Annotated in this window: 9 protein-coding genes and 1 tRNA gene; 7 read left to right on the top strand and 3 right to left on the bottom strand. The window is 52.3% G+C overall.

The annotated features are described in order from the left end of the window. Nucleotides 1-18: 18 nt before the first annotated feature. The 5 genes from IMCC20628_RS02455 (at nt 19) to IMCC20628_RS02420 (ending at nt 8,390) form a co-directional block, all read left to right on the top strand. A protein-coding gene (locus tag IMCC20628_RS02455; RefSeq protein ID WP_156174385.1) for an IS3 family transposase occupies nt 19-1,370 on the top strand; the annotation gives its coding sequence in 2 pieces (ribosomal slippage) (nt 19-355 and nt 355-1,370; 1,353 coding nt in all). A 286-nt stretch (nt 1,371-1,656) separates the two neighbouring features. Continuing rightward, the gene (locus tag IMCC20628_RS02445; protein WP_047028879.1) at nt 1,657-1,974 is read left to right on the top strand and encodes a DUF6626 family protein; all 318 of its coding nucleotides are present in this window, start codon (nt 1,657-1,659) and stop codon (nt 1,972-1,974) included. Between the two features lie 494 nt (nt 1,975-2,468). Continuing rightward, complete coding sequence (locus IMCC20628_RS02440) at nt 2,469-4,400, top strand: bifunctional diguanylate cyclase/phosphodiesterase (protein WP_052766265.1); 1,932 nt, start codon at nt 2,469-2,471, stop codon at nt 4,398-4,400. 959 nt (nt 4,401-5,359) lie between these two features. After that, a protein-coding gene (locus tag IMCC20628_RS02425; protein WP_156174386.1) for an IS3 family transposase occupies nt 5,360-6,498 on the top strand; the annotation gives its coding sequence in 2 pieces (ribosomal slippage) (nt 5,360-5,597 and nt 5,597-6,498; 1,140 coding nt in all). A 683-nt stretch (nt 6,499-7,181) separates the two neighbouring features. Beyond that, nucleotides 7,182-8,390 carry a hypothetical protein gene (locus tag IMCC20628_RS02420; protein WP_047028875.1) on the top strand — a complete coding sequence of 403 codons (1,209 nt, stop codon included), beginning with the start codon at nt 7,182-7,184 and terminating at the stop codon, nt 8,388-8,390. A gap of 78 nt (nt 8,391-8,468) precedes the next feature. On the opposite strand, the gene IMCC20628_RS02415 is transcribed toward IMCC20628_RS02420, so the two are convergent. Continuing rightward, nucleotides 8,469-9,416: a PD-(D/E)XK nuclease family protein gene (locus IMCC20628_RS02415; protein WP_047028874.1), complete on the bottom strand. Its 948-nt coding sequence runs from the start codon at nt 9,414-9,416 to the stop codon at nt 8,469-8,471. Nucleotides 9,417-9,570: 154 nt separating this feature from the next. Between IMCC20628_RS02415 and IMCC20628_RS24135 the strand changes: the two genes are divergently transcribed. Then, nucleotides 9,571-10,776 (top strand): GGDEF domain-containing protein, encoded by a 1,206-nt coding sequence (locus IMCC20628_RS24135; protein WP_052766264.1) that lies wholly within the window; start codon nt 9,571-9,573, stop codon nt 10,774-10,776. Between the two features lie 9 nt (nt 10,777-10,785). Here the strand turns inward: IMCC20628_RS24135 and IMCC20628_RS02405 are convergent, their stop codons facing one another. Further along, nucleotides 10,786-11,400, bottom strand: a complete 615-nt coding sequence (locus tag IMCC20628_RS02405; protein ID WP_047028873.1) for a recombinase family protein — start codon at nt 11,398-11,400, stop codon at nt 10,786-10,788. A 137-nt stretch (nt 11,401-11,537) separates the two neighbouring features. Between IMCC20628_RS02405 and IMCC20628_RS02395 the strand changes: the two genes are divergently transcribed. Next, nucleotides 11,538-12,889 (top strand): IS3 family transposase gene (locus IMCC20628_RS02395; protein WP_156174385.1). Its coding sequence is split into 2 segments (ribosomal slippage): nt 11,538-11,874 and nt 11,874-12,889, totalling 1,353 coding nucleotides; the frame shifts between segments, so codons are not numbered across the junction. A gap of 652 nt (nt 12,890-13,541) precedes the next feature. Here IMCC20628_RS02395 and IMCC20628_RS02385 read toward each other — a convergent pair. Further along, a tRNA-Met gene (locus IMCC20628_RS02385) sits at nt 13,542-13,618 on the bottom strand. Between the last annotated feature and the right edge of the window lie 273 nt (nt 13,619-13,891).

Genomic DNA, 13,891 nt, shown 5'->3' with positions numbered 1-13,891 from the left:
ACCGATTGGGAGATCGAGATGAGACAGAAGCCTGAAACATCGAAGAACGCAGCTGACAAGCTGGTCAAGAACATCCGCCGCAAGACCCGCCAGACCTATTCAGCGGAGGAAAAAATCCGTATCGTTTTGGCGGGTTTGCGTGGAGAGGAAAGCATCTCGGTGCTGTGCCGCCGCGAAGGTATCGCCGAAAGCCTGTATTACAGCTGGTCGAAGGAGTTCCTGGAAGCAGGCAAGCGCCGGCTCTCGGGTGACACAGCACGGCAAGCGACGTCGCCGGAAGTAAAGGACCTTCGCTCTGAAGCCTTGGCGTTGAAGGAATGCGTCGCCGATCTGACCCTGGAGAACCGCCTGCTCAAAAAAAGCATGACAGGTGCTGGGGAGGACGAGGCATGAGATACCCTGCGACCGAGAAGCTTGAGATCATTCGCACGGTCGAAGGATCGCACCTGCCAACCAAGCAGACCCTCGATATGCTGGGCATACCGCGCACCACTTTTTACAGATGGTATGATCTTTACCTCGACGGTGGGGTTGTTGCCTTGGATGATCGGTCTCCACGGCCGAAGTCGGTCTGGAACCGTATCCCCCAAGACCGGCGTGATGACCTGATTGAGTTCGCGCTGGAACACGAGGCGCTGACGACCCGGGAGCTGGCAGTCAAATACACTGATGAGAAGCGGTATTTTGTCTCTGAATCATCGGCTTATCGTATCCTGAAGGAAGCCGATTTAATCACCGCACCGGCCTATGTGGTGATCAAGGCAGCCAATGAGTTCAAAGACAAAACTATCGCCATCAATGAGATGTGGCAGACCGACTTCACCTACTTCAAGATCATCGGGTGGGGCTGGTATTACCTCAGCACGATCCTGGACGATTACAGCCGCTACATCATCGCCTGGAAGCTTTGCACAAACATGCGGGCCGAGGACGTGACAGACACCATTGAACTGGCGCTTCAGGCATCGGGCTGCGACCAGGCCGTCGTGCGCCACAAACCGCGCCTGCTCAGCGATAACGGGTCATGTTACATCTCTGGCGATTTGGCTGAATGGCTGGAGGACAAGAAGATGGATCACGTTCGTGGAGCCCCGTTCCACCCGCAAACCCAGGGAAAGATCGAGCGATGGCATCAGACGATGAAGAACCGGGTCCTGCTGGAAAATTACTATCTGCCAGGCGATCTTGAACGCCAGATCGAGGCCTTCGTCGACTACTATAACAACAGGCGCTACCACGAGAGCTTGAAGAACGTCACACCCGCCGACGTCTACTTTGGGCGCGACAAAGCCATCTTGAGAGAAAGGAAAGAGATCAAGAAGCTGACAATCCGCCAACGTCGCTTGCACCATCAAAAACAAGCGGCATAATCAGTCACACAAACGAACCAGAGCCTCCAATACTCAAGCCGCTCTGATGTCCCATTTTATCTGACGACGGACACTGTGACTTCATCAAAGCCTATGTCTGTTCCATCGAAATATGTAGCAGTGCCAAATAACCAGAATTTTTGCTCTGCAACCCAGCGACTGCCTTTCTCCTTAATCCCTTTTTGTATTAGCCAATCGCTTTCTCTTCGCATCGCCTCTCCGTTAATAAATACAATGAAACCCACATACTTGGGCGTTAGTTTATTTATCAACAAAGGAGAAATTCATGCAGAAAACGGTTTTAAACGAGATTTACGAGCTGTTGAGAACTCATGGCTTGGTTCGGAGCGAAAGCGAATTCAGCAGGGAATGGCTGGGCAGAAGCGATTGCTACATGCGTACCCTGCGGTTTAAAGGTACGGAGCCAAGTGTGGGCAGCATTGCAATCTGCGCCAGCAAGCTACAGCATTATGGAAAGCGCTTGGCAGAGAAAAAGTCTCAGAGCCAGCTGTCAGGAGATTTCCTGCGGATGAGCCAAGAATGTCATCTGCACATCAACGCACGCGCTGAAATGACATGGCAAAAACGCCCGGAATGGGTCTGAGCATGCACCCGCTAAAGGTAGCAGTTTTTGCGCATGGAGTACTTATCGTTTCAAGCTGGTGGTTTTGCATCACCACCCTTGCCTACGCATTATAGATCAGTCTTGTTCGAGCATCGAGTGTTCACACAGTAACCTGCTCTGGGCGCAGTGGCACTTCCGGCCCATTGCCGACTTTTGTCTACCGGACAGCGGACGTCCGCTTCAAGTGATTCACGTCCGCCAACAGATCGGTTCTTTCTAGAAATGTCATGGGGTCTTTGCGATGCGCAGCCAAGCTTCCATCCGCTTTCAATTCAATATTTGGCTTAGCGCTACCGTGGGATTTTCAATGGAATAGGGAGGGGGGAAGGTGCAGAAGGCTATATTCGTTGTAGTCCAGTCATCTTTATCGACCACTCTCTATCCAAAGAAACGGCTTTCGGCTCCTGCAATTACGGATCGTTAACGCGATTCCCATACTCATTTGGTAACTTTGAGCGGGTATGTGACTTAGAATGAATATATCGGCATTCACCACGCCAGCAGTACGTCTTCATGAGCGGCTCGCCGTCTATGCGCATCCTTCCGCGCATGTAGACAACCGCGCCGCGCAGGAATTTACGGGCCGATTTGTTTCAGTCATAATTCTCGCTATACTCGTTATCCCCATTTTCGTCGTCCAGTTTAGCTTGTCTGGATACCCAATTGTCGCTGCTGCAATGGCCTTATGCGGTGCAGCGATGATTTCTACATTGTGGATTTACAGGATATTTGGCCGCAGCTATATTGCTGGAAATTTATATATAGCATTCCTATTCATATTTTTAACTTGGCAGATTACGCATATAGATAATATATTTGCGCCTGGGATGGCATGGTACGTATCCATTCCCATTATTTCTGTGCTTCTAAGTGGTTATTACTATGGTTTTGCATGGCTATTTATAGTTATGGTGGCGTCTTTATCAACTTACATTTCAGTTGCGAAAGATAAGGTAGGAGCGTACGATTTACATAGCTTTGAATTTCTGTACATCAGCAGCTTAATAACTCTGGAAATTTCCGTCTTCATCTTCATATCCATGATCGAATCTGCACGTGCTGCCTATCATCGACGACTAGAGCGCGTGAATGGAATCATGAAAATCCGTGCAGAAACCGACGAGTTAACAAGCCTCTATAATAGGCGTGCTTTCAACAAATTGCTCATAGAACGATCTCGTCGCCTACCGACGGATGATCAAATCGTGGTGATGCTCTTCGATATTGATGGTTTCAAAAATATCAATGACACATTCGGACACGATGTCGGTGACAAGCTTTTAAAGAAAGTTGCGGAAGAACTGCAAGCCATCAGCAGTTCTCACGAAGGAATACTAGCGCGTCTAGGTGGCGACGAGTTCGCGATGGTTATTTCGGGCGAGCACCTACACAGCAAGGCAAAAGCCGCAACGACTGGTGCGTTAGCGATTGTGCATGAAACGATTGAGGTAGAAGGTCGCCATGTTGATATCGGTCTTAGCGTGGGTGTTGCTTTTGGTGACGCTTCAGTCGACGCGACGGAGCTTTTGCACCAGGCAGATATCGCCATGTATGAAGCCAAGAGAAGCGGAAGAAGCCGCACCTGCGAATACGACACGGCTCTAGCGTCCAATAGGCGGCTGCGAACTGAGTTAGCGGAGGAGCTGCGTCTTGCTGTCCGTGAGGGAAGGATCGAGGTCGCGTACCAACCAATCGTTGACGCCAAAACGCGAAAATTGACGGGAATTGAGGCGTTATGTCGCTGGACACGAGATAATGGAAGCTCAGTTCCACCCGATGAATTCATACCGATTGCCGAAGAATATGGATTGATAAACGACTTGGGTCTGCACGTTTTGAGAACCGCCGCCAGGAATGCACTGGGCTGGCCTGACTTGAAACTCTCGGTAAATTTGTCACCTGTCCAATTTCGGTGTTCGACACTGGTGGAAGATATACTGAGAGTTTTGGACGAAGAAGGTTTCCCGTTCGAGCGGTTGGAACTCGAAGTTACCGAAGGCTGGCTGATTGACAACGAAGACCGAGCCCAGCCGTTAATCACTGCGCTGCAGTCAGTCGGCATCACGATCGCGTTGGATGATTTCGGTACGGGATATTCGAGTATCGGGTATCTTCGCAAATACCAATTCAGGCGACTTAAAATTGATAAATCTTTAGTGAATAATCTGATAGGGGATCAAAAAGCTCAATCCATAATTCAGGCAATCGTATTGCTGGCAGAAGGGCTTTCTCTCGCAGTGACCGCTGAAGGGGTGGAGAAAGAAGAACAAGCACGCATTCTTCACTTAATCGGATGCAGTAATCTTCAAGGATATCATTTCGGCAAGCCACAAAGCGCATCAGACATAGATTTACTTTGTGATAGGCCTAAATCCAGTAGGCCTCTTCTTGCGGATATCCGATAACGGGAGACGGCACGAAGCAGCGCCAGCATTGTAGGGCGGCGCGCTCTTATCCGAAAAACGACGCTGGATCGGCAGCATTTGACTTGCCCTTGCGGCGAAGTCCGCAAAAAGTAGGGCGGCGAATGCGAGCATGTCAAACTGAAATGGGAGCGAAAAAGATCATCGACCCAATGTTTGATCCGTCCGCAAAGCCGACCTTGGTGCGCAATGCAGCGAATTACCGCTCACCGCCATTTGTGGACCTGTGGCTGGCCGAAGCGAGCGCCGGCTCTTAACAAGACCGGCCATAATCGTGGACGACCGCAATCGGGACACCTAATTATGTTCGGCGAGGTTCGGCGTGCATAGGGAGCACATAGATTTTCCGCAGTAGTTTTCGAAGGCGCTCAAGCTGTACCTGTGTTCGACGCAGATCGCTAAGCGTTATCTTTCTCAGGTCAGCATCAAGGGTCCTGCAGGTGACGTACGGCTCGAATTCAGGCGACCATGGATCGCTATGAGACGACGCCAGCCCATGCGCAATAGCGTTTCGTATACCCCCGAGGCTCAGCGAGCCCTAGAAGGAAGACTCTCAATGGTCCAGTGGCTGCCTCAGGTGGAGTCTGACGCCAGTTGATCTTTGCGTCGATCATTTCACCCTCAAGCCACCCCCAGATGACAAGGGTCCTGCCGATTTCGACATACAGATCGTCAAGTGTTGGTCCGAGCTTGCTCACCAAATAACAGTAGACGAATATCGTTAAAGAGCGCCGAACGCTCCCGTGGGTTGCGCGATCGCAGGCAAGCATTGAGTGATTGCCGCTTCCCCGGAATGACCGAATTGGGGGCGCGAAGCGGAAATTATTTCTGCTTCTAGGCCAACGGCCAGTCGGCCAAGCGGACAATGGTCTGGTATCGGTTTGAATAGCCCCTAGATTTGTAGACGCCTTCTTCCCTAAATTTGAGGCAAGGAGGCCATCATGAGCACAGCCAAATTCAGTGACGATTTTAAACGCGATGCTGTTCATCAGATCGTTGAGCGCGGTTATCCAGTTGCGGAGGTTTCACAGCGGCTGGGCGTCAGCCCGCATTCGCTCTACGCGTGGAAGAAGAGGTTCTCACAGCCATCGGGCGGCGACGACAAAGATGCCGAGATCAGACGGCTGAAACGCGAACTGACCAGGGTCATCGAGGAGCGCGACATCCTAAAAAAAGCCACCGCGTATTTCGCCAGGGATGCAAAGTGAGATACGCGTTCGTGGCCGAGCATCGCCCGCTGTTCTCTGTGCGGGCGATGTGCCGGTGTCTGCGCATCCAACCTAGCGGCTTCTATGCCTGGCTGAAGCACCCGTTGAGCAAACGGGCTCGCGAAGACGTGCGCCAGACCGAGCTCATTCACAAAGCATGGAAGGACAGCGGCAAGGTTTATGGCTATCGCAAACTCCACGATGATCTGCTGGATCAGGGCGAAACGTGCTGTCCGAACCGCGTTGCACGTCTGGCCACACTGGCGGGCATCACAGCGCAGATCGGTTACAAGCGTAGGCCGGGCAGCTACGGCGGCAAACCGTCATTGGTGGTGGACAACACGCTAGACCGGCAGTTCGACGTGGACGTGCCAGACAGGGCCTGGGTCACTGACATCACCTACATCCGTACTCAAGAAGGTTTCGCCTACCTCGCCGTCGTTATCGATCTCTACTCCCGCCGTGTCGTCGGCTGGTCGATGCAAAGCCGCCAGACAACGGATGTTGTCCTGCAAGCATTGCTCATGGCCGTTTGGCGAAGGAAGCCGAAGAACAGGGTGCTGATCCATTCGGACCAGGGCTCGCAGTTCACCAGCATGGACTGGGCTGCGTTTCTGCGCGCCCATAATCTTGAGCACTCAATGAGCCGGCGCGGCAACTGTCACGACAACGCTGTTGCCGAGAGCTTCTTCAACTTGCTCAAGCGCGAGCGGATACGACGACGGACTTACAAAACCCGAACCGAAGCGAGGCAGGATGTGTTCGACTACATCGAGATGTTCTACAATCCCACGCGCAAGCATGTGAGGAACGGGATGCTGTCACCCGTCGAGTTCGAACGGCAGCAGAGAACGAAGACAGAGGGTGTCTAGAAAACTCGGGGCTATTCATATCGACTATTGCAGCCAACCTTCGGTTGAGCAACCGGCATTCAGGCAGGCGGGTCAATTTGCATCATATGGCAAGAACGGATGACGCGTTTTAGGAATTTCTAGCGAAAGGTTATTTGTCCAGAATGATCGGGATTGCAGTCATTCGGAAAGTGCCGACCGACATATTGTATGGGAGGATAATGCGATTTGGTTCGATAGCAGAAAAATCCAAAACCCGACACTGATGTAAGTCGCAGCGAAAGCCCGCTTTCCGCCCATTTAGACCGTTATCGAAACTACCGCGGACAGTCGATCAAGGCTGACGCCTACCGTTATTGGGTGGCGTTGGCGTCGCGCACAATTTTGCCAGGCCCGACAAAATCGAAAACTCCAACATTGGATTTAATTCAAGACTCCAATTCGAAATCAGAAACACGAAGACTTGAATTAGAAAACACAAAAGCGGGCCGCCGCCCCGCTCGGTACCGAGTCGGTACAACTCAGCAGACGGCCGCCTTCGGGATTATCCAAAGACAACAGAAACACTGAATTCATTGAGAAATTTTGGTAGCGGGAGCCCGCTTCAATCATTCCCCCCAGGCTGAAATGCCGAGTTTCTCGGTGTTTCGCTTTATCCCGCGAACGTCGCCTAACTATCGCAGGCCGCAATCGAAGCCTGTCAAATGACTGCGTCGGCAAACGAGAGGGCCAGTCCACTCCACTATGCGAAGGAACTGGGAAAGCGGCTCGAATCCCTCGGCGTGGATGTCCATGTTTCTGAACACGAACGTTACCTAGTTCTGCTCCAAGATGCGCCAGGGCAAATCATCGACTTGGGCCGCCCTCTTCGTGGATCGCGCTTCTTTGGACATGAAGCGATCCGCAGAAATGTTCCTATTGTCACCGATTTCACCGAATTTGCTGCCGAGTACGGCCTTAAAAACTGCATGTTTTGGGGCATCGGGCTGACAGGCGCGAAGGCCTCAGCTGACGAATTAGTATCAGCCATGAAAACCTTTAATGCGAGAATCAATATCGAATTTAGTGAGCTTCGGAAAAAGCACTCTTTCGAATTGCTCTTGATTGCGATTCACCCAAGATTCGATCTTGAGTCTGGCCTATTCGACCTTCATGCCCATTTCGTCTGTCGGGTTCCTAGCGAACATCGAGAGGCGGTACATCGCAGACTTTTGGTCAAATTCTCAAAAACGGACCTCAATACCAGACCAATCCGCAATGCTGCAGCGGTCGCCACTTACTCGTTGTGGGGCATATGGCGGAATGAAATCATGCTCTCATGGCCAGACCATGCGTTGGAAGCCGCCTGGAGCCTCACACAACACCGTTTCAGGCTTATTAGGACAGGCGGAGCTTTTGCGAAGTGGAAGGCCTGTAGGCGGTCCGCCCCCGAGAAGATGGCCAAAGCTATCGACAAGGCAAAACTCAAGAAGAACCGCCAAGAAACCGCATATAGCCGCCCGACAGTCGAAACAGGCGACAGGCTGCTGTCCAAGGTCATGGTTCGCTATGGAGGGAAAAAGGTTGCGGCCATGTTGTTCGAAATACGTCCCACAGCTGAAGCATCTTGTTTTGCCGACACAGTGGAGGCGGCAGAGGAGTATACTTCAGCGACTATCGGCACAACTCAGGACTCTCCGAATCGAGAACAGGCCAAGAGCCCCCCGTTGAATGCCTTTGAGGCCATCCAGAGAAGCACTGTGCGAATATATGAAGGGCTTTCTACTTTTTGGTCCAAAATCAGTCACATGACGGCAAGTGGAAAATGCAGAATCGAACTGGGCATCAGTAAACAGCGGAAAGCTATTTTGAGTCTGCAACACTCTCCGAGTTTGGCAGCGGTAATTCGTGAATTGAAAAGATGGCGTCAGTGACACAACACTCAAAAAGACACACCTAAAGACACCGCCAAATTCATCTAATTCGGCACCAAGTAATACAAAAATTTTGCACTACAAAACGGCCATGATACCTCGCCTTACTTGTTCGTTCATTGCGAACGATCTCAAGCGATCCAACGTCTCAAGGCTGAGAACAATATCGGCTCTCAACGTCGCGAAATCTAGAATATGATTGATAGCGGGCGTCTTCACGTTGATGAACGCTGTTGACTTCGTTGGACGGACGACCATGTCAGATTCAAGGAAGGGGGCAAGCAATTCCGCGAGCTGCTCGGCATTTCGCGTAGTAACCGCGAGTTCGCATCCGATTCCCTTGAACTTGTGGATAAGACGGACACTGTTGCCTGCGTATAAAGAAGGGAAGTAAATCCAAGTTCCGTCCCTGCCCACCACATCTGGCTTCAGCATGCGAAGTTGCGGAAATTCCGTCGACGCGACCGTCCAGTAGTGATGGTAGAAGTCCATCATGGCTACATCGGGCGACTTAACGTAACCCTTGCGGTAGTCGCTAATGGCACTTTCAAAAACATGCCGCTTGAAAACGAATTCGGGATAACCGCCGAGGAATTCGACAATCTCTTCATAGGAAAGGTTTGCGTCTATATAAGTGGAGTGCTCCGCCCCAAGTGCCTCGTAATAACTCTGTGGGGACATCAACAGCACCCGAAATCGGCTCCATTGACCATTCTGAATACCTGCTTCACCGCGCATATGGTAACGCTCGAACTGGCGATCCATAAGTGGAGCTCGTATCTTGTTCTCGATCAGGATGCCGCATTTCCCCTTTAGCCCGTCGACGACCAACTCAATGTCAGTTTCCCCAAGCGAAGTGTCATAAACGGATCGTCGAATAGTAATCAAACTGAGATCGGATGTCTCACCAGCGACTTCGACAACCTTCCTGAAAAAATCTGGCGAGCTGTGAAGAAGGTCCATGGCCAAGACATCCGTAACCACCTCTTCCACGCGAGCAAGGGTGTCGAGTCCCAGATTACCCATAAAATAGTCTCCTCTGTTGCATCAGCAGGGCATCTGCAAGACGCGCCCTTCATCGCGATTGCGACATGCAATGATTGCGCGCACAGATTGAAATAATGTTAACCTCTTAGAGATATTGGTCTTTTCGAGACAAGTGAGGGGGGGGGGATTCCGCATGGACTCGACGATTTTGCTTACTATGATCAATCCGATCACCGCACTCACTTTCTTTCTAGTTTTTTTCCTAATTTGGAAACAACAGCCGCATCAAAGATACATTTTGAACTGGGCTTGGGGATATGCGGCAGCGAGTTTAGGGTTCGGGTCCGAATTTCTCAATATTATGGTTCCGAGTATACCGCTGTGGATTGGCTTCAACCTTTTGCTACCGTTAAGTGGCTGGTTTTTCGTCAGGGGAATGTGTCTGAGATATGACGAAGTCGTGCCCGAGCGGCTGTTGCTTTCGATGCTCGCCGTCACCGGCGCGGCCGTCCTGTGGTTTGGTTTTGTCATGCAAAGTGCCATGGGTCGGGGTTCCGCCGCCAGTGTCGGCTTGGCGGCGATTCTGATCGTCGGACTTCAAGCAATACGTAAGCAAAAGAAAAAGGAAAATGTAGACCTCGGCATTATCATCGCCACGTTCTCGGTAACGTTTCTTATGATTGCACGTCCTGTCGTCTCATTTTTTCTGGAAGGTTCACCGCATATTGGCTCCATTAACGTCAATTCATTTTGGGTGGTATCGATCAAATTCCTCGGGCTTTTTGGCTGGTTGCTGTTTGCCATTTTGTTTCTGTTGCGCATCGCAGCTGACCTGCTCGCCGACCTGAATCTACAGTCAATCACCGATCCCCTGAGTGGAATTCTCAACCGACGCGGTTTCATGGCCGTCGCCCTGTCAATGAGTAACGATGCGACTAAGACGCTGCCAGTCTCCCTTCTGATCCTGGATATTGACCACTTCAAAAGGATCAACGACACCTATGGGCACCAGACTGGTGACGAGGCCATAAAACTGATCGCTAATGTGATGCAGACGTCAGTTCCTGAAAACGCTGCGGTCGGACGGCTGGGCGGCGAGGAGTTCGCCATTCTCCTGCCAAACACCAGCGCACTGGCGGGGCAAGGAGTCGCCGAAGCGTTGTGTGCTTTTCTGCGAATCCAAACTCATGTGGGGATTCCCGTCAGTAGCCCTGTAACTGTCAGCATAGGGTTGGTGGAGGGTACAGGCGAAAGTCTCGATCAGCTGATTCAGCGTGCCGATGCTGCGCTCTATCAGGCCAAACATGGCGGACGCGACCAGGTACGATTGGCCGACCCTGCGGAACAAGATACAGTCGAGCAGCAAAACCAATTCAATGATAAGGCGTTACACGGTTAAGAATATGCTTTAATCGCCCACGATTTTCATCGCATCTGCCCTCAGGTCTCCCTGCGGCCCAACGTGCCTGTACAGCGTCTGACGCGATACGCCGAGTTCCTTGCAGAGATCAGCAACAACAGTTTCTGTCTGCCCCATGGCGGCTTGAGCCAGCCTGATCTTGGCTGGTGTCATCCTTGGCTTCCGTCCACCAACTCGACCACGGGCGCGCGCAGACTGCAGACCTGCAATTGTGCGTTCGCGGATCAGCTCGCGCTCGAATTCCGCCAGTGAGGCGAAGATGCCAAACATGAGCTTGCCTTGGGCCGTTGAAGTATCAATCGGCGTTTGCCCTGAAAGGACCCGAAAACCGACACCCCGTTTGTGTAGATCATCGACGGTAGTAACGAGGTGGCGAAGGTCACGGCCTAATCGATCAAGTTTCCAAACAACCAGGGTATCGCCTGAACGCAAGGCCTTAATGCAGGACTCTAGACCTGACCGGTCATCCTTCTTCCCCGATGCGAAATCCTCGTAGACCATACTGGCGTCCACACCAGAATTAAGCAGCGCGTCTTTCTGCAAATCCAGAACTTGCGACCCGTCCGATTTCGAGACCCGCACATAACCGATTAATTCACCCATCACCCCAGTCCCCTGCAACCCGTCACACAAACGGTCGTTTATGACACCAACGTGTCTGACGTCAGCGCCCGTGGGACAGATTTGAGGATTTGAACAACGGAGGATTTCTGGTTCATCTTACCGATTGGGAGATCGAGATGAGACAGAAGCCTGAAACATCGAAGAACGCAGCTGACAAGCTGGTCAAGAACATCCGCCGCAAGACCCGCCAGACCTATTCAGCGGAGGAAAAAATCCGTATCGTTTTGGCGGGTTTGCGTGGAGAGGAAAGCATCTCGGTGCTGTGCCGCCGCGAAGGTATCGCCGAAAGCCTGTATTACAGCTGGTCGAAGGAGTTCCTGGAAGCAGGCAAGCGCCGGCTCTCGGGTGACACAGCACGGCAAGCGACGTCGCCGGAAGTAAAGGACCTTCGCTCTGAAGCCTTGGCGTTGAAGGAATGCGTCGCCGATCTGACCCTGGAGAACCGCCTGCTCAAAAAAAGCATGACAGGTGCTGGGGAGGACGAGGCATGAGATACCCTGCGACCGAGAAGCTTGAGATCATTCGCACGGTCGAAGGATCGCACCTGCCAACCAAGCAGACCCTCGATATGCTGGGCATACCGCGCACCACTTTTTACAGATGGTATGATCTTTACCTCGACGGTGGGGTTGTTGCCTTGGATGATCGGTCTCCACGGCCGAAGTCGGTCTGGAACCGTATCCCCCAAGACCGGCGTGATGACCTGATTGAGTTCGCGCTGGAACACGAGGCGCTGACGACCCGGGAGCTGGCAGTCAAATACACTGATGAGAAGCGGTATTTTGTCTCTGAATCATCGGCTTATCGTATCCTGAAGGAAGCCGATTTAATCACCGCACCGGCCTATGTGGTGATCAAGGCAGCCAATGAGTTCAAAGACAAAACTATCGCCATCAATGAGATGTGGCAGACCGACTTCACCTACTTCAAGATCATCGGGTGGGGCTGGTATTACCTCAGCACGATCCTGGACGATTACAGCCGCTACATCATCGCCTGGAAGCTTTGCACAAACATGCGGGCCGAGGACGTGACAGACACCATTGAACTGGCGCTTCAGGCATCGGGCTGCGACCAGGCCGTCGTGCGCCACAAACCGCGCCTGCTCAGCGATAACGGGTCATGTTACATCTCTGGCGATTTGGCTGAATGGCTGGAGGACAAGAAGATGGATCACGTTCGTGGAGCCCCGTTCCACCCGCAAACCCAGGGAAAGATCGAGCGATGGCATCAGACGATGAAGAACCGGGTCCTGCTGGAAAATTACTATCTGCCAGGCGATCTTGAACGCCAGATCGAGGCCTTCGTCGACTACTATAACAACAGGCGCTACCACGAGAGCTTGAAGAACGTCACACCCGCCGACGTCTACTTTGGGCGCGACAAAGCCATCTTGAGAGAAAGGAAAGAGATCAAGAAGCTGACAATCCGCCAACGTCGCTTGCACCATCAAAAACAAGCGGCATAATCAGTCACACAAACGAACCAGAGCCTCCAATACTCAAGCCGCTCTGATGTCCCATTTTATCTGACGACGGACACTAGCTCATGCGTGAACTCCAGCGCGTACTATCTTGATGAGATCGTAGAGACCACCTTGGCTGGCCTCAAAGAGCAGCTAGGCCAAACCGAAGCCCTCGCTGAAATGATAAAAGGCTACAATTCAGAGCGAACTCGACTGGCAGGCAAAACCGTCGAGCAGACTCGGATTGTCGATAAGCAGATCGCTGAATTGAAGCAGCTCGAGACCAGATTGTGGGCGGATTATGACAAGGGCGTCTTCGACGGTGACTTGGCGAGTGTGCGCCTTCTAGGTATCCGCAATGAAATTGGAGGCCTCGAAGAGAGAAAGCGTGCTTTACCGTCCCTGCCCGAGACAGTCGTACTCCATCCATCGTCTGTCAAAAAATTTGCCGATTGCGTGGACACCATGGCACGCATGTACGCCATCCAGATAACCGATGAAAATCGAGAAGCTGCCGAGGCGATCCGAAAGCTGGTGGATGCGATCGTAATCACACCGCAAGACTTTGGCACACATATAGAAATCAAAGGATTGATTGGTATGCTGGTTGAAGTCGCCAATCGGACGTCGCATGCCCCGAAGTTGGGGGGAGTAGTGGTAGCGGGAGAGGGACTCGAACCCCCGACACGCGGATTATGATTCCGCTGCTCTAACCAGCTGAGCTACCCCGCCGCCAGCCGCCGATTTTCATCGGGCCGGACGGGCGGCATATAAGGTGCGGCTTGCTCCGGTGTCAAGCATGCATTGGCCTTTTCTCACCTGTTTGCACGCCGACCCGGCAGAGCGCGTCAACAGGCATGCCCTGCGCCGATTTTTCCCGAGCATCTGGCGCGCCCACCTTTCGCTTCCGCCCGGCTGGCCTGGCAGAAATCAGGCCTGGACAGCGGCGCTCTCGGTGCCCGGCAGAAGGTCATCAACCAGTCGGTTGTGGCATGCCGGCTTTTG

Source organism: Hoeflea sp. IMCC20628 (assembly GCF_001011155.1).
Lineage (GTDB): Bacteria > Pseudomonadota > Alphaproteobacteria > Rhizobiales > Rhizobiaceae > Hoeflea.
This window is presented reverse-complemented; position numbering and strand designations above follow the sequence as displayed.

Excerpts from the sequence above, each read along its gene's own strand:
- IMCC20628_RS02440 (WP_052766265.1), top strand. The coding sequence starts at position 2,469 with ATGAATATATCGGCATTCACCACGCCAGCAGTACGTCTTCATGAGCGG.
- IMCC20628_RS02415 (WP_047028874.1), bottom strand. The coding sequence starts at position 9,416 with ATGGGTAATCTGGGACTCGACACCCTTGCTCGCGTGGAAGAGGTGGTT.
- IMCC20628_RS02405 (WP_047028873.1), bottom strand. The coding sequence starts at position 11,400 with ATGGGTGAATTAATCGGTTATGTGCGGGTCTCGAAATCGGACGGGTCG.
- IMCC20628_RS24135 (WP_052766264.1), top strand. The coding sequence starts at position 9,571 with ATGGACTCGACGATTTTGCTTACTATGATCAATCCGATCACCGCACTC.
- IMCC20628_RS02420 (WP_047028875.1), top strand. The coding sequence starts at position 7,182 with ATGACTGCGTCGGCAAACGAGAGGGCCAGTCCACTCCACTATGCGAAG.
- IMCC20628_RS02445 (WP_047028879.1), top strand. The coding sequence starts at position 1,657 with ATGCAGAAAACGGTTTTAAACGAGATTTACGAGCTGTTGAGAACTCAT.